This is a genomic window from Shewanella sp. CG12_big_fil_rev_8_21_14_0_65_47_15 (genome assembly GCF_002783505.1).
Taxonomy (GTDB): Bacteria; Pseudomonadota; Gammaproteobacteria; order Enterobacterales; family Shewanellaceae; genus Shewanella.
On the sequence record NZ_PFGL01000001.1, the window covers coordinates 92358 to 118535 of the forward strand.

The window sequence follows — 26178 nt, forward strand, 5'->3', positions numbered from 1 at the left end:
CTCTGAAATTAATGAATACTGCTAAATCAACTTGGCTCGACCTCATGCTTAACAGCGCGAAAAATCGTCAATTACTGGCGCTTGCCCTGCCGATGATACTCTCCAATATCACTATCCCACTGCTGGGCTTAGTCGATACGGCGGTCATAGGTCATCTGAGTGACGCCTATTATTTAGGGGGAGTCGCCGTCGGGTCAACGATTATCACCTTAATCATTTGGTTATTGGGATTTTTACGGATGGCGACCACAGGTTTAGTCGCGCAGGCCTTTGGTGCAAATGATCTTCACGCCCAGCACAAACTCTTAGTCCAAGGCGCTATGCTAGCGATGTTATTAGGCGCAGGCGTTATCGCGTTGCAAGTCCCGATATTGAATTTAGCGTTAGGATTATCCGAAGCGAGTAGCGAGGTCGAACGTTATTGCCGCGAGTATTTTCAGGTACGGATTTGGTCAACGCCCTTCGCCCTGCTCAATTTAGTGATGTTAGGTTGGCTCTTAGGGCGACAACAACCTAAAGCCGCCATGTGGCAGCTGATTTTAGCCAACCTTGCCAATATTGTGCTCGATGTGGTGTTTGTCCTCGGCTTGGGCTGGGGCGTTAAAGGCGCTGCCCTCGCCTCAGTCTTTGCCGATATCACCGCTTTCTCAGTCGCACTCACTATGGTGTTACAACAACTCAAGCGCGCCTCAGGCTTTCAACTATCCGAGCTATTTCCCCATGTCACCCTGACGGGTTATGGCAAATTACTGAGGCTCAACACAGATATTTTTGTCCGTAGCCTCTGCCTGCAGGCAGCTTTTGCCTTTATGACATTCCATGGTGCGGGTCTGGGTGATAATACCGTTGCTGCCAATGCCGTGTTACTGAATTTACTGCTGTTAATCTCCTATGCACTGGATGGCATTGCCTATTATGCCGAGGCAGAAGTCGGCCGAGCCTATGGGCAAAAGCAGGCGCGGCAATTACGGGAGGCGGTGATTTTAGCCTGGAGCTGGTCGGCACTGACTGCGCTAGGGTTCTGCGTTATATTTAGTCTTTTTGGCAACAATATTATCGCGTTGTTGACCAGTATTAATGAGGTCAGAGCCACAGCACAAACCTATCTCATCTGGCTGATATTTATGCCTTTATGGTCGTTTAGTTCCTATTTATTCGACGGAGTCTACATAGGTGCCGCTAAAGGCAAAGTGATGCGCAATAGCATGATACTCGCCACCTTCGGCGCATTTTTCCCAACATGGTATGTACTGCAGCAACTATTATTGCCAGAGCAAGGTAACCACGCTCTCTGGGCCGCCATGAGTGCCTTTATGATCGCCAGAAGCCTGACGCTTGCCGGGCACTATTATTTCAGTAACACCTTTTTGAATAAATAAATCTGTAAAGGCAGTAGTTTACTCATACCAAAATCATTATCATGCGCCCCTTACAATTGTAACTAAGATGTAGCTCAATCATGAAAAGGATTTTTCCTCTGTTCTTCCTGTGGCTCTGCAACCCTGCTTTTGCCGACACTGCACCCCAATTACCCATCGAAGCCTTTGCCAGCATCCCAGATGTGAGCTCTGTACAACTCTCCCCTAATGGCAAAAAACTCGCCTCGGTTGTTCGTGTCGAACTCCCTAAACTCAAGGGAACGGTTGTCAGTATTCTCGATTTAGATACGGGAGAAAAAAACTATGCCATTCATACAGACAACCAGAAGTTTGTCATCCAGTCGCTACTGTGGGCAAATGATAATACTTTATTAGTCAAAGCTAAGTTTCCAGCTAACCGTTACGGCACACCCACCACCGAAACCCGCCTTGTAAAGTATGATTTGACCACGAAAAAGACCTCAAATGTGCTTGCTAACAGTATCTTAGAGCGCCTCAGTTGGATCCCACAGCATCAGGGGCAAATTATCGATCTTATGGCCGATGATCCCGATAATATTTTGCTCTCTCTAGATGGTATGGGAGAAAACGTAGGCCAAGATAGTGTGCTCAAAGTCAATCTGGCACAGGGAAAATCCACATATATTCAAAATGCTAAAAATCATGTCATAGGTTGGATTACCGACAGGCAGCACAAGGTCCGCATTTCTATCTATAACGATGAGACTGAGTACCGCATTTATGAACAGCCAGAACAGAAGAGTGATTCACGCTTGCTCTGGACCTTTAAAGCCTTTTCTGAGGACAGTGTCTGGCCCTTAGGTTTCGACGCTGACCCCAATATTCTTTACGTTCGTGCCTATCACCAAGGTTTCGAAGCCATTTTTAAAGTCAATCTGACCGATCCTAAGCTCACAAAAGAATTGGTCTACGCCAATGAAGAGACCGACGTCGAAGGCGAATTACTTTATTCCGGTCTAAAACAAAGAGTGATAGGGATCAGCGAGGGTGACGGTGAAGAGTACACCTTTTGGGACAAGGAATATGCAGGCCTGCAGAATGGCCTTAAAGCCGTGCTGCCCGACGCCCGCAACTATATTACCCAGTTCAGCGCCGATGAGCGCCGCTACTTAGTGTATTCCACTAGCTCGACCGAGCCCGGCACTTATTATTTTGGCGATAGAGACGAAAAAACGCTTTATCCCATAGCTAACCGATACGGCAGGCTCAAGAGTGAACTCCTCGCCAATACCCAATATTTAACTTATGAGGCAAGGGATAAGCTCAAAATCGATGCTTACCTAACCGTGCCAAAGGGGCTCGAAGCCAAGCAACTGCCGACGATTATTTTCCCCCATGGCGGCCCCATCAGTTACGACAGTAACGACTTCGATTACTGGGCACAGTTCTTCGCTAATCGTGGTTATGCGGTATTTCGGATGAACTTCAGGGGCTCGGCGGGTTACGGCTATGAGTTTATGAAAGCCGGCCTGAAAAGCTGGGGACTCGAGATGCAAAACGACGTCGAAGACGGGACTCGTTACCTAATAGATCAAGGCATTAGCGATCCTAAACGCATCTGTATTGTTGGGGCTAGCTATGGGGGTTACGCGGCCTTAATGGGGGCGGCCATGACCCCCGATCTCTACCGCTGCGCCGTGAGCGTTGCGGGCGTTACCGATGTGGCCTACCTAGTCAAATCCAGCCGCAGACATACCAACTATGAAGTGGTTAAAGAGCAAATAGGCAGTGATCTCGACGCCCTCTATGAACGCTCACCGATTAGCAAAGCCGATAAAATTAATATCCCAGTATTGTTGCTACATGGCGATAAGGACAGGGTCGTTAAGGTTCAACATAGCCGAGAAATGTATGACGAACTCAAATCGCTGAAAAAACCCGTGGAGTATATTGAGCTGGAAAATGGCGATCATTATCTGAGCAATAATGATCACCGCCTTGCCACCTTTAAGGCACTAGATAAGTTCCTCGCCGATAATCTCAAAAACCAGCTATAACTTAACGCTCGAACGCTTAAAAGACAGTAAAGTGAAAAGCTAGGCATAAAAAAACGCGACTCAAGGTCGCGTTTTTTATTGATAACTAATCAGCTAGATTAAGCGTAAGAATGCTCACCGTGTTGATGATCTGTCACGTCACGCACGCCACTCAATTCACCGGGGAACATGTCTAACAGTTGTTTTTCGATACCATCCTTCAGGGTGATATCCACTTGAGAACAACCGTTACAGCCACCGCCAAATTGCAGTACGGCAACGCCTTCTTTGGTGATCTCCACCAGCATAATATTACCGCCGTGGCTAGCAAGCTGAGGATTGATTTCAGATTGAATCACATACTCGATACGCTCGACTAAGGGCGCATCACCAGACACTTTACGCATTTTCGCATTAGGCGCTTTAAGCGTGAGCTGTGAGCCGAGTTGGTCGGTTACAAAGTCAATGGTCGCTTCTTCAAGGAAAGGCGCACTCTTCTCATCGACCATAGCGTTAAAACCATTGAACTCGAGTTCAATATCATCACTTTCAACCGCATCCGGTGGACAATAGGACACACCACACTCAGCTTGAGCGGTGCCAGGGCTTATCACAAACACACGAATATGAGTGCCTTCAGGTTGATCTGCTAACAACTTAACAAAATGGGCTTGGGCCGCATCGGAAATAGTAATCATGAAAACCTGCTCCGTCAGGGGATACCTGAGTGTTTTAGTAAGAATTAGCCGTATGATACTCCGACTCACCTTGGCTTTGTAGTCCCTTAGGCGGCAACTTCTAGAATTTTGCAAAATCCGTCACGCTTTTGAGGGATGGTTTCAGTGTGGCAAGAGAGATCTAAAGGACCTCAAGCTGCGAGTTTCAGATCGCCCTAAGTGCAGCGTAAGTGTATAGATTAAAAAGCATCTTCACTATCCATATCCTCGAGTAGTCCTGGGGCTTCCGCCCTTGCTAAACACCATACTTGAACATGCACATAGCGGGCCTCGAATAAGCGGGCAATTTCAGCGACCGTAGTCCCAGTCGTCACTACATCATCCACCAATGCAATACGCTGAAACTCAATATTATCCGCGAGGATGAAGGCATCCTGTAAATTGCGTCGTCGCTGCGCCCCCGACAATCCCGCCTGCGGGCGCGTGTCTTGCCGACGTGTTAATCCCCCGTCCACTAAGGGCAGTTGCAGGAGTTGCGATAACTCATGGGCAATCAACCAAGCTTGGTTAAATCCCCTCTGCCGCAAACGTTTCGGATGCAGTGGTACAGGCACAAGCGCCTGCGGCAGTGTTAATAAACCTTGCTGTTCGAGTCGATATATTCTCGCCACTAAAGCGCGGCACAACACGGGTAAGGCGGCGAGTTGCCCTTGATACTTAATCGCCCCAATCCAAGTGCCCAGCCCCTGGTGATAGCTACAGGGGGCCACCACTTTACGCGGCTGACGCTTCAGGCATTCACCGCAGTAATCCACTTGTAACTGCATTGACTTACCACAGCCAAGGCAAATGGGGCCGTGGTACAGACAGGTTTGCAGGCAAGTAGCACAAATCCCCGAATCGGGCGCTTGTATGGATTGGTGGCACAGCAGACAACGGTTAGGTAAACTGCCCGCCAACCAAGTTGCAACTAAGCGATACACTAAACGCAGCAATCGAGTTCCATCCTGCGACCAAATCCCTTTGTTATCGCGCGGCATAAATTTATCCTAATTGATTTTAGAGGCATAAAGTGAACCAAGTGACCCACATACCCTATGTGCATATTGACACCAGAGGCCAAGGACCTGATGTGGTGATGCTCCACGGTTGGGGCGTTAACAGTGCCGTGTTTACGCCGTTGCAGGAGTCGCTCTCTGAGTATAGGGTGCACTACGTCGATCTGCCGGGCTTTGGACTAAGCCAACCCATTGCAGGCGAACTATCAGACTGGATCGAGGCTTTAGTACAGGCACTGCCCCCACAGGCAATTTGGGCGGGTTGGTCATTGGGAGGGTTAGTGGCAACTCAGGTGGCACTCAGTCATCCCTCACATATAAAAGCTCTGGTGACTATAGCCTCATCCCCTTGCTTTATGGCGAGGGAAGCTGAAGCCTGGCCGGGGATCCCATCCGAAGTGCTTAACCAATTTGGCGAACAACTCGAACAAAACCTGCCTCGCACCATAGAACGCTTCTTAGCCATCCAAGCTATGGGGAGTGAAACCGCCAAAGAGGACATAAAACAACTGCGGGATCTCGTCCTCGCGCGCCCCTTGCCCCATGCCACAGCTTTAACTCAAGGTCTTGAAATGCTTGCAGGAATAGACTTAAGAACCCAAATACCAACCATAGAACAACCTTGGCTGCGGATCTGGGGGCGGCTCGATGGACTCGTACCTAGACGGGTACAACCTAAGATGCCAACGGCGACTCAAATAGAGGATGTGATATTAGCCAAAGCCTCCCACGCCCCCTTTATTTCCCATAGAGATGAATTTTTACAGGCATTTTTGCCTTGGTTAGCCCGGCAGACACGCTAGCGCTTTATCTTTGAGCAATTAATGGCTAGTATTTAACCATTAGTGTTCCAAGGAGTTTTCCATGTTAGTTGTCAGTAACTACCCCCAAGTCCCGCTAGCGACCACTAATGTCGCCACGGACACGGCTCGGGTCGACAACCAACTCAAGCCTGTGGTCATTCCTCCCCAAGCCGCCACTAAGGGCCACGAAGAACGCGCCTTCAATCCACAGAATGAACGCACAGCGGAACAGGCCCAGCAACAGGCACGCTTACTCGAGCACAGCCAACAACAGATCCAAGAAAAACAGCAGCAACAGCAATCCTCACAACAGCAGGGCCAGCAACAGCAGGAAAAAAAGGCCGTTATCGCCGTTGCTGAACGAGTGCAACCTAAAACCTTGAAATTAGCGGCTCGCGGCCAAGCAGCACTACAGCGCAAAGATATCCGCTTAAAGGTGGGCCAAGGCGCGATAAATTACGCCAGCACCAATAACCAAGCAAGCAATAGCCTCACTCGCCAATCCATCCAAGGCGAGTCCCCCCAGTTTTATCAGCAGCTCGGGCAGCGTATCGGCCAGTTTTACCAACAACAGACCCAGCCAGAACAAGAACCCGCCATGTCAGCGTGGATTTAACTTACCCATTGCAAGGTTCTGTCACTGTATAAACAACAGATGATCGGACTACACGCTGGCAGTCAAAAAGTGTGATCCTCCTCCCGATTGCCCTCTTAGCTCAGTGACCACTTAAGTTGGCAGCAATAAACCACTTGTTGTCTTTGTATCTGTTACGTTAAGGTAAATGCTTCTTTACAATGCGCATCTGGCTAAACTTCAAGGACATGAAGTGCTTAGTATTAATCAGGACAAAAGATTATGGTTTATCGAACTGATTACCTGGTGGGAAGGCCGCATCAGCGCCAGTCACTTAATTCGGCAGTTTGGTATCAGCCGTACTCAGGCACAAAAAGACATTCTTTATTACCAACAGCTATTACCCGGCAATCTGCTTTATAACGCCAGTCATAAAGGGTTTCTGCCACAAACTGAATTTCAGCAAGGCTATATCTCCGGTGACGTAGTGGAATACCTGAATTGGGTCAGCCATCAGGACGCCATTGCAGACATAAGCACTGCTTTGCCATACACCACCCTAGCTTTACCAAAACGCCAGGTAAACGCCGAAATTATTCGGGTATTGGTAACGGCTATCCGCCAACAACGCCGGGTAGAGGTAGATTATGTGTCTGTCAGCAACCCCGACCGCCAGGGCCGCATTATAGTGCCACATCATTTTGTCAGCGCTGGCTTACGCTGGCACCTTAGAGCCTTTTGCGAAAAATCAAATGGCTTTCGCGACTTTGTATTAAGTCGCTTTCGTGGTGTACCTGACTTGCTGAATAAAACCAATATCGGCGCCGGACAAGACCCCGGCTGGATCACTGAACTTTGTTTAGCATTCCAGCCCGACCCACGTTTAACACCAGCCCAACAAGAGGTGCTGGCCCACGACTATCAAATGCAAAATGGCAAACTCCACATCCACAGCCGCGCCTGCTTAGCCCAATACGTGCTACAGGAAATGCAGGTTAACATCCGCGATATCGACATCAGCCCCGAAGCCCAGCAACTGGTTTTAGTGAACCACAGCGATATAAAGCCTTGGCTATTTGACGAAAAATCATAAGCTTACAAGTAACCTGCACACTTAGTTTACAGGTGTTTTTGTACAGTGTTGTCAGTTCAGGGATTGAAGGTAGAGTGGTGATTAAGTATTTGTACAACTACCTGCAACTAACTAAGGCGCATTCGCCACAATTGGAAAGTTGTTTCAAGCTTGTAGCAAAAGGTGTTGATGCGAATGAACGAGCAGAAGATAGGCAATGATCGTTTGAACACAAGGAACAACAGCAATGACTGAAACACTCGCAGCTGGCTATTTTGGTTATTGGGGCAAAGCCAAGAAAGACCCTGACCAAGCCGGGCCGGATTATCATTTACTGGTTTATCATAGTTTGGATGTGGCGGCTGTGGGGTGGAGTTTGTTGAACCCTAACAATAAGTTGTGCCAAGAGTTGGCAGAATTTATTCAACTTAGCCCCAAACAGCTGCAGCGCTTATTTACCTTTGCCTTGGTACTGCATGACTTGGGCAAGTTTAGTGGCGCTTTTCAGGCGTTAAAGCTGTTTGATACACCAGCTTTACACCAATTTAAGGTGCGCAGGCCTTATGATGGCGCCAAAGCCCGGCATGATATGTTGGGCTTGGTGTTGTGGCAAATAGCGTTGGAAGAAGGTTTAGACCTGCCGCAATTAACAAAGCAATCGCTGTCGCAAGATGAGTTAGATGACGTGCTTTGTACGCTGTTGGATACCACTTGGGGCCATCATGGTAAGCCCATTAGACCCGGTCGTTTAGGGGAGTTGGAAGATCACTTAGCTGACGCCAATATTCTTCATGCCAAGAGCTTTATTGAAGATGCAGCAAACTTACTGCAGCCAGAGTGGCCTGCAGCTTTTTTTACAGCTGAAGTACAGCAATGTTTTCGCCAAATCAGCTGGCACCTGGCGGGTGTAGCGATACTCGCCGATTGGTTGGGCTCAGATACCCGCCACTTTCCTTATCAGGCTGAAGTAATCAGCCTTGCATCATACTGGCCTAAAGCTTTAGCAAAAGCAGAAGGAGCTGTGGCCGCAACAGATTTATTTAAGCCATTTAATGTGCAGCCATTTAGTAATTTTCAGCAGCAGTTTGGTTTTACACCTACGCCATTACAACAATGGGCGGCGACAGTGCCGCTTGCAGCGGGGCCACAGCTGTTTATTCTGGAAGACGTTACTGGCTCAGGTAAAACAGAAGCAGCACTTACATTAACGCAGCGCATTATGGCAGCTGATCAAGCCGATGGTTTTTACTTTGGCTTGCCCTCTATGGCGACATCGAATGCCATGTTTAAACGCGTCACGTCACACTATCAGCACATGTATCAGGGCGGTGCGCCAAGCATAGTGCTGGCGCATGGTGGCAGAGACATGGAGCAAGCGTTTAGAGACTTACTGTTGCCCAGTAGTGCAGGTGATGCCAACTATCAATCTGACGAGCAAACCGCTACAGCGGTGTGTAATGAATGGTTTGCTGATTCGCGTAAAAAAGCCTTATTAGCGCCGGTTGGGGTGGGCACCTTAGATCAGGCGTTGTTGGCGGTGTTACCCCGGCGGCATCAGGCCCTGCGCATGATTGGCTTGCACCGTAAGGTGCTTATTTTTGATGAAGTACATGCCGCTGATGAATACATGCTGGTGCTATTGCAAGACTTACTGCAATTACATGCCAGGCAAGGTGGCAGCGTAATTTTGCTCACGGCAACACTGGCGCAGCAGCAGCGGCAGCAATTGGTCAGGCGCTGGCTTGATGTGTTGGGGCAGCCTGAGCTAATCGATTGTAGCGATGATTTTCCGTTAGCGACTCAAGTCAGTATGGTCGGAATGCAACAAGCCGCTTTGGCCTCTCGACCTGATGTATGCCGTACTCTGAAAGTTGCTTTTTTGCATAGTGTCGAAAACTGTGTTGCCACCATCGTCGAGGCTGTGGCAAGAGGCCAATCGGTGGTATGGATTTGTAACTCTGTAGGGGATGCTTTGGCTGCATATAATGAGGTGTCGGCAGCGTTACCAGAACCAGCGCAATGCCTGATATTCCATAGCCGCTTTGCCTTAATAGACCGGCAAAGAATTGAGCGACAGGTACTAAGCACCTTAGGTAAGCAATCCACAGCAATTGAACGCAAAGGCAAGGTAGTAATCTCAACTCAGGTGTTTCAGGAGAGCCTGGACGCAGACGCAGATTTAATGATTTCTGATCTGTGCCCAATTGATGATTTAATTCAACGTGCAGGCCGTCTGCATCGGCATACCCGCGATGCTAATGGCAGTTATCAGGCTGGGATAGCAGATCAACGGCCGGCACCGGTGCTATATGTACATAGCCCGGAGTTTACTAACTCACCTAATGCAGATTGGCTATCGGCGCAATTTCGCAATACGCAGTTGGTGTATCGCTCGCCGGGTAAACTATGGCTGGGGCTACGCGTGTTAACTGAACAGCACGCTATCCGGATGCCGGAGGATGCCAGATTGCTGATTGAAGCCGTGTACGGAGAGCACGCCAGCAAAGAAATCCCCGAGACTTTGTGGCAAGACGAACTTATGCATCATGGTGAAATTCAGCGAAAAACCAACAAAGCCATGCAGCAAGTCATTGATTGGTATCAAGGTTATTGCGCAGACAGTGCCGTAAAGTGGTATGAAGATGAAACGGATATCAGTACCCGCTACAGCGATATGGAAACTATCGAAGTTGTGTTGTTAAAACGTGGCGACGCCGGACAAATCAGGTTATGGGCAGATGGCCAGGCTTATGCATTGGCTCTAAGTAAATTAAAACTGCCAAAACACCATGCCGATAAGTTAGCGGATTTTTCCGCTCAGTACCCTGAGCAAGCAGAGCAATTTAAACAACAATATCGGCAGGCAAAATATACCCGCTTTTGGCTGGCCGAGGATGATCCTAATTTCAGTTACTCAGCACTGATTGGTTTCAACCCAAAAGAAAACCCCGCCTAAGCGGGGAACGTCTTGCTGTTTTACGTGATGCATTGCATCAATGCGGTTTATCTCTGCGAAGCGGAGAAGTAACAAGAATACGCTGACGCCTGTATACTTTCAATGTTGCTTTGATAATTTTGATGCATTGCATCAATGCTTAATCAATTATTGATTTGTTCATTTTGCGAGCGTATAGTCGTTCTTGTACCTGAGAAGTGGAGCGTAAATGAGGCAGCTTCACCCCAAGAACGCTCACGAGTGGAACCGTTGATACTACTTGGTTTAGGTATGGCTTGCAACATGGCCTAGTCAGAGTCCTCTATCACCTTTTGAGGACAATAAAATGCTGAAATCAAATGATGATTACATTGTTATTTTTAGGCGCTACAAGAAAGACAAGTCTGGTCAGTTGTTAGACGCTAGAAAATATGGATTAAAGGCCTGGCCGATAAAAATCCGTAAGTCTGCTTAACGAATAAAAGGTGTGGCGCTAAACCCGCCACTCCTTTCATCAGGAGGATGGATGAACTTACTTTTTGACTCATGGTTACCAGTGCGTTTGCATAGTGGCGAGCAACGCACTGTCTGCTTTAACCAACTAATCGATTCCAATATTGCTGACTTTGCTTTTCCGCGAGCTGATTTTCAGGGGGCTGCGTATCAGTTTTCTATCGGTGTGCTACAAACCTTATTTGCACCAGATAATGAAACGCAATGGTTGCTTAGCTATCAGCAAACTCCGAGGCTGCAAGAATTAACTGCAGCACTGGAAAAGGGGCGTCATGCTTTCGAGTTAATCGCAGAATCTGCGAAAGCCACCCGTTTTATGCAGGATTATGATCCGCTTGAGCAAGCGGAAGCAGGGCCTATATCCGGGCTATTAATTGAAGCGCCGGGAGCTAATGCGTTAAAGCTTAATACCGATCATTTTATTAAGCGTGGGTTATGCAATCAGATTTCTTTGCCTATGGCAGCCATTGCCTTATTTACACTGCAAATTAATGCGCCATCCGGTGGTCAGGGCCATCGCACTGGCTTGCGCGGCGGCGGGCCGCTGACGACTTTAGTGTTGCCGCACACTGTCAATGCTAGCTTATGGCAAAAGCTTTGGTTAAATGTGCTAAGCCGGGAAAAATTCAAATATGACGAGCCGGATTTACACAGTTCAGTGGTATTCCCCTGGCTTAGCCCAACCAAAGAGAGCAAGCAAAAAGGCACTGAAGTGTACGAAAAAGATGTACATCCGCTGCATATGTACTGGGCTATGCCACGTCGTATCAGGCTGGAAGTACAACAAGGCAGCGCCATTTGTGATTTAGACGGCACTGAGTGCCAGCAGTTTGTTACTGGCTACCGCACACAAAACTACGGCTACAACTACAGCGGCAGTTGGTGGCATCCTTTAACTCATTACCGTATTAACCCGAAAAAGCCGGATGAAGATAATTTGTCGACTAAAGGCCAGCCAGGCGGTATCAGCTATAAATACTGGCAAGCCCTGACTTTACTCGATGAGGAAGAGGGCAGCATTCCGGCAAAAGTTGTCAGCGTTTATAACCCCGATAGAGCAAAGTTACTTGGTGCTGGGCGTAGAGGCGAATATCAGCGGCTTTGGGCTTTTGGTTACGATATGGACAATATGAAAGCCCGTGGTTGGTATTCAACTGAGTTGCCATTATTTAACTTAACCTCGAGTCAGCGCGAAACCCTGCTCAAGCATGTAAAAGTTGTGCAGCAACTGGCAGCAGAAGCCTTGTGGCAGTGTCGCACCCAAATCAAATCTGCCTGGTTTAGCCATCCTGGTGATGTAAAAGGCGATACCTCCTTTATTGATCTGCAGTTTTGGCAACGTACAGAGCAGGCCTTTTATCACACCATTGCCACTATGCTGGCGGATGAAAACAGTGCTGAGCCGTTAACTCCTGAAGCCGCATTAAGCTGGTTGTTAGCACTTAAACGCACCGCCACAGATTTATTCGATGAACTGGTGTTGTCGGGCAGTGACAGTCATAAGCATATGGCACGTTTTATTCAATCCCGCCGTGCCCTTACCGGGTGGCTGGCTAAAGGTAAAGCGATACAGAGTTATAAGCAGTTCTATCAAATTCTCAATTCAGATGAACACAAGCAGGAGGCTAAAGCATGAGTGAGCAACAACGTGAACAAACGCGGCAAGCATTGCAGCAAGCCGAATATTGGTGGCAGCAAATGCACCTGCCGGCTAGCGAGGTAAAAGGTATTAAAGCACCGAGTCGTTACCGGGCAGAGCTTCGCCGCTGTAACACGGCCGATGCAGCCATGCTGACAGAGGGTTTTAGAACTTTGTGGTTGGCATTGCCTGAAAGTGTAAGGCTACAGCGGCCATACAGCATTGAAGCCTGGGCAACGGTGGCGGCGGTATTAGCGCATATTACCGATGCACAAAGTTGTAGTTTTGGCGCCAGCCTGGGGCAGTGGGACAGTAAAACAGACAAAGCGGTAGTGAGTGAACTTCGCCTGCAACAGCTGCAAGGCGCCCGTAGTAGCCAGGATTTTTTCCGCCGCTTGCATCGGCTGGTTAAACAGCTCGGTGGTAAAGCTAACCCCAAGGTGCTGACTCAAGACATTCTGGATTGGTTCGACGAACACTATTCGCAACAACCGCGCCGGGCAGATAAAAGAGTGGCGGTGCGCTGGGCGCTGGATTACTTCAGCCTGCAACCGAAAAAAGCTTAAAACACAAATCTGATAACGAATTAAGGAAAATACCATGAGCAAATTTATTCAACTGCATTTATTAACGTCTTATGCGCCGTCTAACTTAAATCGCGATGATTTGGGGCGTCCGAAAACAGCGCGTATGGGCGGGTCTGAACGGCTACGGGTTAGCTCACAAAGTTTAAAGCGCAACTGGCGTTGTTCAGACTTATTTGAGCAAGCTTTATCTGGCCATATTGGCACCCGCAGTAAACGTTTTGGTGAGCAATTACGCCAACAGTTAACCACTAAAGGTGTAAATGACAAAAAAGCCACTGAGTGGGCTGCTGCAATTGCCGGGCAATTTGGCAAGCTGAAAAAGGATTCGGTGGAGATAGAGCAACTGGCGCACCTTAGCCCAGCAGAGCAACAAGCTGCCTTTGCCTTACTGGATACTCTGGTTGCAGAAGATCGGGCTCCAACCACAGATGAATTAGCGTTGTTAACCAGTAGCACTACGGCTGTCGATATTGCTATGTTTGGTCGTATGCTGGCGTCGAGCCCGGAATTTAATATAGAAGCTGCATGTCAGGTTGCGCATGCTGTTAGTGTCCACAGCGTAGCGGTGGAAGATGATTATTTTACTGCGGTGGATGATTTAAATGATGGTCTGGACGATCGCGGTGCTTCACACATTGGCGAGTCTGGTTTTGCAGCCGCATTGTTTTACAGTTACATCTGTATAGATAAAGAACTGCTGGTCGAGAATCTTGCTGGCGACCTTGACCTGGCAAATAAAGCCATTGCCGCCTTAGTGGAAGCAGCGGTAAAAGTATCACCTAAAGGCAAACAAAACTCTTTTGCGTCACGTGCTTATGCCAGCTATGTGATGGCTGAAAAAGGCGATCAACAGCCACGCTCGTTGTCAGTCGCGTTTTTAAAGCCAGTATTTGGTGATGACCTGGCCGCCGAAGCGATAAGCAAACTGCAGCAGCAAGCTGTTAATTTTGATCGCGTGTATGGCCCTTGTGCTGATAGCCGAGCTGAGATAAACGCCATTACTGGTGAAGGTAACTTTAATGAGTTAGTCGCGTTTATTGCCGATTAATACAGGAGGCGTTATGCAATATCTGGTTTTTCGGTTGTATGGCCCTATGGCAAGTTGGGGCGAAGCTGCCGTGGGCGGCGATCGCCCCTCGGCAAGCCATCCCGGCCGTTCTGCAGTGTTGGGCTTATTAGCCGCAGCCCTTGGCATTAAACGGTCGGAGCAAGCACAGCTTAGTACTTTGTATCAGTCGGTGCAGTTTGCAGTAAAAGAGTATAGCGCTGGCGTCTTGGTTCGCGATTATCACACCGCCCAGGTGCCTTCGACCGATAAAAAACGGTTGCACAGGCATCGTAAAAGTGAGCTTTCGGCTCCGGGTTACAAGCTAAACACAGTGTTATCAAGCCGCGATTACCGCTCTGATGGCGTATGGGTAGTGGCAATTTGGTTAACTGACAAAGCCGTAGTTACTTTGGCCGAATTGGCAGAAGCACTACTGAAGCCGCGCTTTACTCTTTACTTGGGCCGTAAATCTTGCCCTTTGGCAGCACCATTAAGTCCGAAAATTGTGGAAGCTGAAAGTTTGCAGCAAGCACTAGATAGCGATTTTTCACCTTTGCTGAATTCTGCGGAGCAAGACAGTAGTTGGTTACGCTACCCCAAACAGAGCATTTACTACTGGCAAGGAGCTGTTGACCTAATGCAGGTTCCTGCTGCTGTTATACAAAGCAGACAATTATGGGATGAACCCGGCGACAGGCTTAAATGGCAATTTTCCAGCCGTATTGAACATCAGCTAACGGTGAACAGGGAGCGTTAACTATGTATCTTTCCAGAGTTCGTTTTCTACCGGGCCATACAGCCCACTCAGCGCTGCTGAGTATTCAACGTAAAGGCAGCTATGCAAGCCATCAGTTATTGTGGCAATTGTTCACTGAGCAACAGCAACGAAACTTTCTGTTTCGGGAAGAGCAGTCAAATGGCTTAACCAGCCAAAGAGGTATGCCGGAGTATTTGGTATTGTCGCAAACCGCACCCGAGCTTAATTCGGAATTGTTTCATATTGAAACAAAGCTGTTTGCGCCCAAGTTAAACGAAGGCGACCAATTGGCTTTTCGGTTACGTGCTAACCCTACGGTATCGAGTAAGGCAGGGGATGCTACTGGTAAACGCGGGCAACGGCATGATGTGATGATGCATGCCAAAAAGTCTGCACAGGCAGAGGGAATTACTGATCCGATTGTATTAAAGCAACAAATGGAACAAGCCGCGCTGGACTGGTTAGTTAAAGATGAACGAGCCGCAGCATTAGGGGCCCGTTTTGATGCTCAGCCCGCTGTTATGGCATACAGTCAGCATCAAACCAGTAAACAAGCCCAGCAACCGGTAATAAGCTACAGCGCAGTTGATTATGAAGGTGTGTTAACTGTAATCGAACCAGAGTTGCTATTGAACCAGATTGCCACTGGGATAGGCAGGGCAAAAGCCTTTGGCTGCGGCCTGATGTTGCTGCGGCGAGTGTAAAAACGCTAATCACGGAGGATAACCAATGGCAGCAAAACTGGAAGTTCTGGAGCAGCAAATAGCTACTGATGCCAGAGATGGCATTGAGTACATTTGTATTACCGACATTGCTCGCTATAAAAACAGCGAACATACCGATGATTTAATCCGTAACTGGTTGCGTAATCGCAATACCATTGAGTTTTTAGGCATCTGGGAGCAACTAAACAACCCAGATTTTAAACCCGTCGAATTTGACGGGTTTAAAAAACAAGCCGGATTAAACAGTTTTACCTTAACGCCAAAACAGTGGATTGAGAAAACTGGTGCTATAGGGCTGATCTCCAAAGCTGGCCGTTATGGTGGCACCTATGCACAAAAAGACATTGCCTTTGAATTTGCCAGTTGGATCTCGGTGGAGTTTAAGCTGGATATTTCACAAATGACTCTTTTAACCAAACAGCCAGCTGCACTGTCGGCAAAAGGTGGTCACTAGTTATGGCCTTTATCCCACTAAAACCTATTCCTCTAAAAGAACGTAACTCGATGATTTTTATCGGCATGGGCCGTATTGATGTAAAAGACGGTGCCTTTGTAGTGGTCGATGAAGTTAACGGAGAACGGATGCATATTCCTGTAGGCTCTATCGCCTGCCTGATGTTGGAACCGGGTACCCGCATTTCCCATGCAGCCATGAAACTGGCGGCTGAAGTCGGCACCCTAATCACTTGGGTTGGCGTGGGTGGCGTACGTTTTTATTCGGCAGGGCAACCGGGTGGAGCACGTTCTGACAAGCTGTTGTATCAGGCCAAACTCGCGCTCGATGAGCAATTGCGTCTAAAAGTCGTGCGCAAGATGTTTGAACTGCGTTTTGGCGAAGAAGCCCCACAGCGGCGTAGTGTCGATCAATTGCGAGGGATTGAAGGCTCCAGAGTACGCCAAACCTACCAGCTAATAGCCCGGCAATACGGTGTGCACTGGACTGGCCGCAAATATGATCCGAAAGATTGGGCCGCCGGAGACATTGCCAATCAATGCATTAGTGCAGCTACGTCCTGTTTATATGGCATTACTGAAGCCGCGATACTGGCAGCGGGTTATGCGCCGGCCATCGGTTTTTTACATACAGGCAAACCGCTGAGTTTTGTTTACGATATCGCCGATATCATTAAGTTCGATACTGTAGTACCGCTAGCCTTTCGCATTGCCGCAAAAAGTCCTGCGGTACCAGAAAAAGAAATCCGCTTAGGCTGTCGTGATTTATTTCGTACCGATAAAACCCTAAAACGGCTGATCCCCTTGATCGAGGAAATACTGGCGGCCGGAGAAATCCTCCCGCCAGAACCTTATCCAGATGCCCAGCCACCCGCCTTACCCGAACCACCCTCAATTGGCGATGCTGGTCACAGGAGTCGCTAATGAGCATGTGCATGATAGTGACTGAAGCCGTACCACCACGCCTTCGGGGACGATTAGCAGTGTGGTTGCTGGAAGTGAGAGCCGGAGTCTATGTTGGTAACATAGGGCAGCGAGTACGGGAGATGCTCTGGCAACAAGTTGAAGCCATGGCCGATGACGGTAATGTGGTAATGGCGTGGGCCACAAATACCGAGTCTGGTTTTGATTTTATTACCTTTGGTCAAAACCGACGGCAACCTGTTGATTTTGATGGGCTAAGACTAGTTACATTTCTGCCAGAAGAAGATAAAGATTAACTACCAGTAGCTCTTTAACAACTCGGAAAATTTGGTAGAAAAAAGTAACTGCTTTTTTCTATTTAAAATCAGTTATATACTTTTAGGCCGTTCCCCGTAAGCACGGGGATAAACCGCTGCCTTTCATCTTTACCGCTTTAGCGTGAATCCGTTCCCCGTAAGCACGGGGATAAACCGCATGGCTTGGTGTGCATACAGGATTGAATCACCCGTTCCCCGTAAGCACGGGGATAAACCGCTTGTCTGCGTAGGCGGCTAACGACAAATTAGCCGTTCCCCGTAAGCACGGGGATAAACCGGCGATCGAGTGTATGGATTATCGGATATTAAACCGTTCCCCGTAAGCACGGGGATAAACCGGTACGTGACGTTTTTGGCATGAGTGCCGACGGCCGTTCCCCGTAAGCACGGGGATAAACCGTACTCAACATGGACCCTGCAGACTTAGTGCAGCCGTTCCCCGTAAGCACGGGGATAAACCGCAACTCGCGGACAAGTTTTTAAATTCTATGGCCCGTTCCCCGTAAGCACGGGGATAAACCGCGAGAAGTTCGCGCCAGTAAACGGACAAGTAACCGTTCCCCGTAAGCACGGGGATAAACCGCTAAACCAGAAAACCAAGGTAAAGTATTCAAACCGTTCCCCGTAAGCACGGGGATAAACCGGTATCTATTCATTTAGTTACGAAAAAACAGACCCGTTCCCCGTAAGCACGGGGATAAACCGCAGCTAGAGCATTAGCCCTAGCGAAAAAAGAACCGTTCCCCGTAAGCACGGGGATAAACCGTAGGTAAAACCTTTAAACACGATGGTCCAGTTCCGTTCCCCGTAAGCACGGGGATAAACCGTTACTTGCAGCAAATGGTTTTGAAATTCCGGACCGTTCCCCGTAAGCACGGGGATAAACCGCGTTTGGGGCGTTACGCGGGTTAGTTATCTGTCCGTTCCCCGTAAGCACGGGGATAAACCGTATTTGCCTATCGTGAAATGCACTTGGTTGCGCCGTTCCCCGTAAGCACGGGGATAAACCGCACTGCATCAGCCAGGCGTTAATAACGTCAACCCGTTCCCCGTAAGCACGGGGATAAACCGTCGCTATTGAGCTCGCTGCCATTGCCAAAAAACCGTTCCCCGTAAGCACGGGGATAAACCGTTCAGCTCTTTAAGGGTGTAACCATAGGGAACCCGTTCCCCGTAAGCACGGGGATAAACCGCCGCTGGTGCTGGTGAGCTATCTAATGTATTGCCGTTCCCCGTAAGCACGGGGATAAACCGCGCATAGACCAACTTTTGTCGAACATGACGGCCCGTTCCCCGTAAGCACGGGGATAAACCGTTTGACGTGCTTAACAAGCTGGCCTCGGCAATCCGTTCCCCGTAAGCACGGGGATAAACCGCAATTTATAGGTGATCTGCCAATAGTGGCTTACCGTTCCCCGTAAGCACGGGGATAAACCGTAACATTAAAAAATCAAATAACCTCACATTAACCGTTCCCCGTAAGCACGGGGATAAACCGTTTTGGATAAAAATGTTTTCAATCATGACTTGCCGTTCCCCGTAAGCACGGGGATAAACCGCTTATACAGCCATATTGACCATGTTGAATAAGCCGTTCCCCGTAAGCACGGGGATAAACCGCCTAGATTGATTATCTGAGCCAGACACAGAGCCCGTTCCCCGTAAGCACGGGGATAAACCGCACAATGAACCGAGCTGTCCGTTCATTATTCGCCGTTCCCCGTAAGCACGGGGATAAACCGTCGTATTCAGTGCAATTTTTTTCTTTATCTAACCGTTCCCCGTAAGCACGGGGATAAACCGTTATCTAGAACCCACCATAGAAAATCTTTGCACCGTTCCCCGTAAGCACGGGGATAAACCGTGTCTAGATACTCTAATATCTGCTTTACTCATCCGTTCCCCGTAAGCACGGGGATAAACCGTGTGGATGAATCACCCCTTTCATCGCGGCGAACCGTTCCCCGTAAGCACGGGGATAAACCGCGTACTGGATAAAGGCTTGCTGGTTTATATTGCCGTTCCCCGTAAGCACGGGGATAAACCGTTACAGTATCATTTTTACCTTGTGGAGCTACGCCGTTCCCCGTAAGCACGGGGATAAACCGCAATACGGGCCCAGAATAATGAGCAATTTGCACCGTTCCCCGTAAGCACGGGGATAAACCGCAGATCACTTTAGATCGTGCGGCCACCATTGCCCGTTCCCCGTAAGCACGGGGATAAACCGTCATCGTTAACTTTAACGTGAGGCGGATTGTGCCGTTCCCCGTAAGCACGGGGATAAACCGCAAGTTCCGTCACTCAGAATGACGACTAAAAACCGTTCCCCGTAAGCACGGGGATAAACCGTTGAGACTATCCTTATCCATCGTCCGGAAGTGCCGTTCCCCGTAAGCACGGGGATAAACCGCTTGTATTTCTGCGTATTCACGCAGCAGCGAACCGTTCCCCGTAAGCACGGGGATAAACCGTATGGCGGGTGACATTACCGTGCCCGAGCCTACCGTTCCCCGTAAGCACGGGGATAAACCGCTGGAATAGCCATATTAATCCTTACCAAGGCCCCGTTCCCCGTAAGCACGGGGATAAACCGCAAACTTAACGGATATTCAAAAGGCTGAGGACCCGTTCCCCGTAAGCACGGGGATAAACCGCATATTTTATGTCGTGCGGATATCCGATTTAACCGTTCCCCGTAAGCACGGGGATAAACCGATGGCACAGCACTCCCGCCATATTAAGTACTGCCGTTCCCCGTAAGCACGGGGATAAACCGCATACTCAACAACATGACGCAGTTCGGCACAGCCGTTCCCCGTAAGCACGGGGATAAACCGTCATCACCCAAGGCGGGCGCTAATTTTTCCCACCGTTCCCCGTAAGCACGGGGATAAACCGTCACCCACGACGGCGCCAACACTTACGGCGAACCGTTCCCCGTAAGCACGGGGATAAACCGCTAAAATCTAGGAAGAAGTAGTGCGACCTTGACCGTTCCCCGTAAGCACGGGGATAAACCGTCAAATGCCAGCAATAACGGCACGGTGGGCGACCGTTCCCCGTAAGCACGGGGATAAACCGCCTGGTACAGCGAAGACGTGAACGACGTCAGTCCGTTCCCCGTAAGCACGGGGATAAACCGCAATCGCCGTGCTTAGAGATATGCTCGTCCAACCGTTCCCCGTAAGCACGGGGATAAACCGTCGGAAACCTTATAAACGCCGTGAATAAACGGCCGTTCCCCGTAAGCACGGGGATAAACCGCCCTTCTCACAGCCAAATACACCCGTATTGCGCCGTTCCCCGTAAGCACGGGGATAAACCGTACAAGAGGCCGCAGCGCAAAAAGACGAGTCCCCGTTCCCCGTAAGCACGGGGATAAACCGATCAGTATTTTGCTGACAGAGAAGCTATTTACCCGTTCCCCGTAAGCACGGGGATAAACCGCACTTTTTCCGCTAATTGCTTTGCTTCAATTGCCGTTCCCCGTAAGCACGGGGATAAACCGATTCTAGCCGCGCTCGCATACTGTGAGCAGTCCCGTTCCCCGTAAGCACGGGGATAAACCGCTACCCAACAGGGATATATATTGATGAAAAAACCGTTCCCCGTAAGCACGGGGATAAACCGCAAGGACGGCGCTAGTGACCTTAATAATGATGCCGTTCCCCGTAAGCACGGGGATAAACCGGAATTTAACCCGATGAAAACCAGTACCCGCAACCGTTCCCCGTAAGCACGGGGATAAACCGTTGTGCGCTTATGACTGATTTGCATTATTAGACCGTTCCCCGTAAGCACGGGGATAAACCGCACCTCAACCTATTCGGTGATGGTCAAAACTGCCGTTCCCCGTAAGCACGGGGATAAACCGCCCGCATTGCCGCAGCGGAACTCTGTATACCGCCGTTCCCCGTAAGCACGGGGATAAACCGGATCCGTTATGACGTTATATGAGTACGATAACCCGTTCCCCGTAAGCACGGGGATAAACCGTCGCGGGCCGATAACCCGGTCATGATGTCAAGCCGTTCCCCGTAAGCACGGGGATAAACCGTGTACGTGGTCACGCCGTTGGCACCGGCAACACCGTTCCCCGTAAGCACGGGGATAAACCGGTTTAGCCCCTGATACCCAATATTGGTTTTGGCCGTTCCCCGTAAGCACGGGGATAAACCGTGCTGTCCTTTGGCGATTTGATTAACGTCAACCCGTTCCCCGTAAGCACGGGGATAAACCGTTAATTGCCTGAAATACCGTTCCACCGGTTTCCCGTTCCCCGTAAGCACGGGGATAAACCGCAAATCGATGTGGAGGACGTTTGGGGTATTGGCCGTTCCCCGTAAGCACGGGGATAAACCGCCCTATATTTGTTCGCGTCCAAGTGCTTACCACCGTTCCCCGTAAGCACGGGGATAAACCGGACTCTTATGAGTCCTCTTCGCAAGGTGCGCACCGTTCCCCGTAAGCACGGGGATAAACCGTTGCGCAGCGCGGGGTACAGGCTGGTCTATGACCGTTCCCCGTAAGCACGGGGATAAACCGTTTATACGGGCGATAAAAAGACCCTTGAAGCCCCGTTCCCCGTAAGCACGGGGATAAACCGCTATTAAGGAGCTTTGTTATGCTGCAAAGCAACCGTTCCCCGTAAGCACGGGGATAAACCGTCATGTTAATACTGGTTACTTATCGGGTTTGCCCGTTCCCCGTAAGCACGGGGATAAACCGCGACTTGAGATTGATTTGCTGGCTGTGGAGATCCGTTCCCCGTAAGCACGGGGATAAACCGTCATTCACAGCATTGTAAAATGACGATTTGCCCCGTTCCCCGTAAGCACGGGGATAAACCGCCAAAAATAGGTTTGCTCCCTCATGCACGATACCGTTCCCCGTAAGCACGGGGATAAACCGCCCCATTGGGAATGACGTTGTTTAAATTTTTGCCGTTCCCCGTAAGCACGGGGATAAACCGCCCGGACGCAATTTATATTGGCAAGTTGGCTACCGTTCCCCGTAAGCACGGGGATAAACCGCCACCTTCTGCCTTGACTCGTTGTAGTCCTTCCCGTTCCCCGTAAGCACGGGGATAAACCGTCAGGTACTTCCGTGTCATCAGCATGACGATGCCGTTCCCCGTAAGCACGGGGATAAACCGGGAAAGAAACAGGGATAGTTACGCAGAAAGAACCGTTCCCCGTAAGCACGGGGATAAACCGCCTATCCAGTGCTCACACCGGTACAGCATGAACCGTTCCCCGTAAGCACGGGGATAAACCGCGGTTAAACTGCTTATCAAAAAACACCATCAACCGTTCCCCGTAAGCACGGGGATAAACCGTGCGCCGAGTAGTACAACCCATCCGAATGTAACCGTTCCCCGTAAGCACGGGGATAAACCGCCTCAATGGACAATTCAAAAAGCCTGGCAACCCCGTTCCCCGTAAGCACGGGGATAAACCGGTAAGAATTTCTGTTCAGTATCATAAGCACGACCGTTCCCCGTAAGCACGGGGATAAACCGCTGTCGGTCGAGAATATGTCGAGGAAGTCGAGCCGTTCCCCGTAAGCACGGGGATAAACCGGTCACACCGTAAAATATCATGATGCCCGTGGTCCGTTCCCCGTAAGCACGGGGATAAACCGCATTATGAGAAATTTGAACTCGATACCAGTATCCGTTCCCCGTAAGCACGGGGATAAACCGGTTAGCAATCAAAAGCGGGTTAACCCTGATGACCGTTCCCCGTAAGCACGGGGATAAACCGTGGTAGCCAATGCCGTACCGCTTCAAATAGGGCCGTTCCCCGTAAGCACGGGGATAAACCGGGGCCGAATCACTCGCCAAGTTTTTCAATTGGCCGTTCCCCGTAAGCACGGGGATAAACCGTCGAGCGTGACACGGTCAGCCTGTGGGACTCGCCGTTCCCCGTAAGCACGGGGATAAACCGCCAACTGGCATAAACACGCTGCCTATTTTGATCCGTTCCCCGTAAGCACGGGGATAAACCGAATGCCATTTGCTCTCTTGTCCATCTGATGCGCCGTTCCCCGTAAGCACGGGGATAAACCGGCACTGCTGGCTGCACAGTCTTTACTCGGTGTCCGTTCCCCGTAAGCACGGGGATAAACCGCATGGCGGCAAATTATCTGCCCCTGAATATTACCGTTCCCCGTAAGCACGGGGATAAACCGCCTGCTTACCTTTGTGTACTACGCCCAAATCACCGTTCCCCGTAAGCACGGGGATAAACCGATTACAGTTTCTCAGGTGCCTACAATCATTGGCCGTTCCCCGTAAGCACGGGGATAAACCGGTAATGAGGTTGATGAGTTCGGTGGTTTTACGCCGTTCCCCGTAAGCACGGGGATAAACCGCTGCAGTAAGACTGCATAGCTCTCAAGCTCAGCCGTTCCCCGTAAGCACGGGGATAAACCGCATCCGAGCAATAAAATTGTTATCAATCTCATCCGTTCCCCGTAAGCACGGGGATAAACCGCTGCTCTAGCACTAATCTATCCGATGCAGCACCCGTTCCCCGTAAGCACGGGGATAAACCGGCCGAGGCGCAGCGATTGAAAGCTGTTTCAGACCGTTCCCCGTAAGCACGGGGATAAACCGTCACTCTGCACCAATGGCTAGACTTGTTTGAGCCGTTCCCCGTAAGCACGGGGATAAACCGCCCTTTAGAACGTTGTTTTAACTCATACTTTTCCGTTCCCCGTAAGCACGGGGATAAACCGGAGTTGAATACCAAGGCGTAGGCTGCAAGCTACCGTTCCCCGTAAGCACGGGGATAAACCGAAAATTGTTGCGTGTAGTCCTACTGTTGACGGCCGTTCCCCGTAAGCACGGGGATAAACCGGTTATTGAATTGGCCACAGCTTATGTTGCTGGCCGTTCCCCGTAAGCACGGGGATAAACCGTATTACGAACTTATGAAATGTGTTTAGCTCATCCGTTCCCCGTAAGCACGGGGATAAACCGTCGGACTGATATTGAATGGAAGGGTGCTGCACCGTTCCCCGTAAGCACGGGGATAAACCTGATTACGTCTTCCAAACTTTAGCGGCGCAGGCCCGTTCCCCGTAAGCACGGGGATAAACCGCACCAAGACCTTCAACATTGATTTGGCTTGAGCCGTTCCCCGTAAGCACGGGGATAAACCGCGCACCCCCGTTAAGGCGCGGCCTATGATTGGCCGTTCCCCGTAAGCACGGGGATAAACCGCAGCCGTGGCGCTCGGAATATTTTGGACTCGGCCGTTCCCCGTAAGCACGGGGATAAACCGACCCTGATGCGTTGGGCTCATATCTGCGTGAACCGTTCCCCGTAAGCACGGGGATAAACCGCCCACTACCTCGCCATCGACTACCGCAACAAACCGTTCCCCGTAAGCACGGGGATAAACCGCTGGTAGGCTTCGCGAGCTTCGTGGTTGTCGACCGTTCCCCGTAAGCACGGGGATAAACCGTCCAGCCCCTTCAGTGCGGTAAAACTCAATTACCGTTCCCCGTAAGCACGGGGATAAACCGGAAATGGCCAATATCAATGCTGGCCGACCTAACCGTTCCCCGTAAGCACGGGGATAAACCGGAACTCTGCGGCCTCTTGCTTAGCAGAAATAACCGTTCCCCGTAAGCACGGGGATAAACCGGTCTGCGCTGTTATTCATGGCGCTGCCCGCTACCGTTCCCCGTAAGCACGGGGATAAACCGGTTCGAGTGCTAATGCCAACATTTTCAGATAACCGTTCCCCGTAAGCACGGGGATAAACCGCCAACATACTGTTTTTTTAAACAGTAAAGGGTCCGTTCCCCGTAAGCACGGGGATAAACCGGATGGTATTGATGGTATTGACGGCATTAATGGCCGTTCCCCGTAAGCACGGGGATAAACCGGTTTCTGTTCAACCTGATGGTCAAACTGATTGCCGTTCCCCGTAAGCACGGGGATAAACCGGACGGCGGCCAATCCATCGATATTTATAACACCCGTTCCCCGTAAGCACGGGGATAAACCGATGCCATGGCGTTGTAACCTGTATCGCTTACACCGTTCCCCGTAAGCACGGGGATAAACCGGTCGGAGTAACTGCAGACGGTAAATACTATGGCCGTTCCCCGCAAGCACGGGGATAAACCGCTGCCGCGAACGCAGCTCAACAAGGCGTTACGCCGTTCCCCGTAAGCACGGGGATAAACCGCCCATTACTGAGCCAGTTGCGACGCGCATCGGCCGTTCCCCGTAAGCACGGGGATAAACCGCGTCTTGCTCTGACTTAGTTAGTTTTGGCATACCGTTCCCCGTAAGCACGGGGATAAACCGCATTGGCCGCGATTGCGCCCATTGATATTGGGCCGTTCCCCGTAAGCACGGGGATAAACCGCAACTCAGCATTGTTAGCTTTAGCTTCTTTTACCGTTCCCCGTAAGCACGGGGATAAACCGCAATAAAATCATTACCGGACATAATGATCACACCGTTCCCCGTAAGCACGGGGATAAACCGCCAAACACGGAGACGCATTGCTGATGAGAAATCCGTTCCCCGTAAGCACGGGGATAAACCGCGTTCGGGCTGATTGTAGCCCTTTTTATTTCACCGTTCCCCGTAAGCACGGGGATAAACCGCTTTCCGGCTTTGCGGTTGATGGTGTGGAGGGCCGTTCCCCGTAAGCACGGGGATAAACCGTGTGGGGCTTTGTCGAGTGGAATGC

The 26178-nt window shown here is 50.0% G+C and carries 16 protein-coding genes and 1 CRISPR repeat array (1 of these 17 cut by a window edge); of the genes, 14 read left to right on the plus strand and 2 right to left on the minus strand.

All coding sequences use genetic code 11. From position 1 onward, the window contains the following. The first annotated feature begins 11 nt into the window (after nucleotides 1–11). Together COW15_RS00430 and COW15_RS00435 are read left to right on the plus strand one after the other, a co-directional pair. Complete coding sequence (locus COW15_RS00430) at nucleotides 12–1379, plus strand: MATE family efflux transporter (RefSeq protein ID WP_293628697.1); 1368 nt, start codon at nucleotides 12–14, stop codon at nucleotides 1377–1379. A gap of 80 nt (nucleotides 1380–1459) precedes the next feature. Then, complete coding sequence (locus COW15_RS00435) at nucleotides 1460–3397, plus strand: S9 family peptidase (protein WP_293628698.1); 1938 nt, start codon at nucleotides 1460–1462, stop codon at nucleotides 3395–3397. 98 nt (nucleotides 3398–3495) lie between these two features. Here the strand turns inward: COW15_RS00435 and nfuA are convergent, their stop codons facing one another. Both nfuA and COW15_RS00445 read right to left on the minus strand, forming a co-directional pair. Next, complete coding sequence (gene nfuA, locus COW15_RS00440; RefSeq protein WP_293628699.1) at nucleotides 3496–4074, minus strand: Fe-S biogenesis protein NfuA; 579 nt, start codon at nucleotides 4072–4074, stop codon at nucleotides 3496–3498. A 218-nt stretch (nucleotides 4075–4292) separates the two neighbouring features. Beyond that, nucleotides 4293–5093: a ComF family protein gene (locus tag COW15_RS00445; protein WP_293628700.1), complete on the minus strand. Its 801-nt coding sequence runs from the start codon at nucleotides 5091–5093 to the stop codon at nucleotides 4293–4295. 32 nt (nucleotides 5094–5125) lie between these two features. On the opposite strand from COW15_RS00445, the gene bioH reads away from it, so the two are divergent. The 12 genes from bioH to cas2e all read left to right on the plus strand — a co-directional run bounded on the left by bioH (nucleotide 5126) and on the right by cas2e (nucleotide 17437). Then, entirely contained in the window at nucleotides 5126–5914 is a 789-nt protein-coding gene (bioH, locus tag COW15_RS00450) for a pimeloyl-ACP methyl ester esterase BioH (RefSeq protein WP_293628701.1), read from the plus strand. A 61-nt stretch (nucleotides 5915–5975) separates the two neighbouring features. After that, nucleotides 5976–6530 carry a hypothetical protein gene (locus COW15_RS00455; RefSeq protein ID WP_293628702.1) on the plus strand — a complete coding sequence of 185 codons (555 nt, stop codon included), beginning with the start codon at nucleotides 5976–5978 and terminating at the stop codon, nucleotides 6528–6530. A gap of 211 nt (nucleotides 6531–6741) precedes the next feature. Beyond that, nucleotides 6742–7581 (plus strand): WYL domain-containing protein, encoded by an 840-nt coding sequence (locus COW15_RS00460; RefSeq protein ID WP_293628703.1) that lies wholly within the window; start codon nucleotides 6742–6744, stop codon nucleotides 7579–7581. Between the two features lie 226 nt (nucleotides 7582–7807). Continuing rightward, entirely contained in the window at nucleotides 7808–10516 is a 2709-nt protein-coding gene (cas3, locus tag COW15_RS00465) for a CRISPR-associated helicase Cas3' (RefSeq protein WP_293628704.1), read from the plus strand. A gap of 505 nt (nucleotides 10517–11021) precedes the next feature. Then, nucleotides 11022–12644, plus strand: coding sequence for a type I-E CRISPR-associated protein Cse1/CasA (gene casA / locus COW15_RS00470; RefSeq protein WP_293628705.1), 1623 nt, complete (start codon nucleotides 11022–11024; stop codon nucleotides 12642–12644). Next, on the plus strand, nucleotides 12641–13213 hold the full coding sequence (gene casB / locus COW15_RS00475) for a type I-E CRISPR-associated protein Cse2/CasB (RefSeq protein ID WP_293628707.1): 573 nt from the start codon (nucleotides 12641–12643) through the stop codon (nucleotides 13211–13213). Before casA ends, casB begins: the two co-directional genes overlap by 4 nt. 34 nt (nucleotides 13214–13247) lie before the next feature. Next, nucleotides 13248–14282 (plus strand): type I-E CRISPR-associated protein Cas7/Cse4/CasC, encoded by a 1035-nt coding sequence (gene cas7e / locus COW15_RS00480; RefSeq protein ID WP_293628709.1) that lies wholly within the window; start codon nucleotides 13248–13250, stop codon nucleotides 14280–14282. Nucleotides 14283–14295: 13 nt separating this feature from the next. After that, nucleotides 14296–15039, plus strand: a complete 744-nt coding sequence (gene cas5e / locus COW15_RS00485; protein WP_293628711.1) for a type I-E CRISPR-associated protein Cas5/CasD — start codon at nucleotides 14296–14298, stop codon at nucleotides 15037–15039. Between the two features lie 2 nt (nucleotides 15040–15041). Next, nucleotides 15042–15743 (plus strand): type I-E CRISPR-associated protein Cas6/Cse3/CasE, encoded by a 702-nt coding sequence (gene cas6e / locus COW15_RS00490; RefSeq protein WP_293628712.1) that lies wholly within the window; start codon nucleotides 15042–15044, stop codon nucleotides 15741–15743. 25 nt (nucleotides 15744–15768) lie between these two features. Then, nucleotides 15769–16218 carry a KilA-N domain-containing protein gene (locus COW15_RS00495; RefSeq protein WP_293628713.1) on the plus strand — a complete coding sequence of 150 codons (450 nt, stop codon included), beginning with the start codon at nucleotides 15769–15771 and terminating at the stop codon, nucleotides 16216–16218. Between the two features lie 2 nt (nucleotides 16219–16220). Further along, the gene (gene cas1e, locus COW15_RS00500; RefSeq protein WP_293628714.1) at nucleotides 16221–17141 is read left to right on the plus strand and encodes a type I-E CRISPR-associated endonuclease Cas1e; all 921 of its coding nucleotides are present in this window, start codon (nucleotides 16221–16223) and stop codon (nucleotides 17139–17141) included. Beyond that, the gene (gene cas2e / locus COW15_RS00505; protein ID WP_293628715.1) at nucleotides 17141–17437 is read left to right on the plus strand and encodes a type I-E CRISPR-associated endoribonuclease Cas2e; all 297 of its coding nucleotides are present in this window, start codon (nucleotides 17141–17143) and stop codon (nucleotides 17435–17437) included. Before cas1e ends, cas2e begins: the two co-directional genes overlap by 1 nt. Before the next feature lie 87 nt (nucleotides 17438–17524). Beyond that, a CRISPR array of direct repeats spans nucleotides 17525–26178; the repeat unit is 29 nt; unit sequence CCGTTCCCCGTAAGCACGGGGATAAACCG; it runs 97 nt beyond the window's last position.

Bases quoted from the DNA above. Each gene is read 5' to 3' on its own strand.
- COW15_RS00455 (WP_293628702.1), top strand. From the start codon at position 5,976: ATGTTAGTTGTCAGTAACTACCCCCAAGTCCCGCTAGCGACCACTAAT.
- cas6e (WP_293628712.1), top strand. From the start codon at position 15,042: ATGTATCTTTCCAGAGTTCGTTTTCTACCGGGCCATACAGCCCACTCA.
- cas1e (WP_293628714.1), top strand. From the start codon at position 16,221: ATGGCCTTTATCCCACTAAAACCTATTCCTCTAAAAGAACGTAACTCG.
- COW15_RS00495 (WP_293628713.1), top strand. From the start codon at position 15,769: ATGGCAGCAAAACTGGAAGTTCTGGAGCAGCAAATAGCTACTGATGCC.
- casA (WP_293628705.1), top strand. From the start codon at position 11,022: ATGAACTTACTTTTTGACTCATGGTTACCAGTGCGTTTGCATAGTGGC.
- cas2e (WP_293628715.1), top strand. From the start codon at position 17,141: ATGAGCATGTGCATGATAGTGACTGAAGCCGTACCACCACGCCTTCGG.
- cas5e (WP_293628711.1), top strand. From the start codon at position 14,296: ATGCAATATCTGGTTTTTCGGTTGTATGGCCCTATGGCAAGTTGGGGC.
- nfuA (WP_293628699.1), bottom strand. From the start codon at position 4,074: ATGATTACTATTTCCGATGCGGCCCAAGCCCATTTTGTTAAGTTGTTA.
- cas7e (WP_293628709.1), top strand. From the start codon at position 13,248: ATGAGCAAATTTATTCAACTGCATTTATTAACGTCTTATGCGCCGTCT.
- casB (WP_293628707.1), top strand. From the start codon at position 12,641: ATGAGTGAGCAACAACGTGAACAAACGCGGCAAGCATTGCAGCAAGCC.
- COW15_RS00430 (WP_293628697.1), top strand. From the start codon at position 12: ATGAATACTGCTAAATCAACTTGGCTCGACCTCATGCTTAACAGCGCG.
- COW15_RS00445 (WP_293628700.1), bottom strand. From the start codon at position 5,093: ATGCCGCGCGATAACAAAGGGATTTGGTCGCAGGATGGAACTCGATTG.
- cas3 (WP_293628704.1), top strand. From the start codon at position 7,808: ATGACTGAAACACTCGCAGCTGGCTATTTTGGTTATTGGGGCAAAGCC.
- COW15_RS00435 (WP_293628698.1), top strand. From the start codon at position 1,460: ATGAAAAGGATTTTTCCTCTGTTCTTCCTGTGGCTCTGCAACCCTGCT.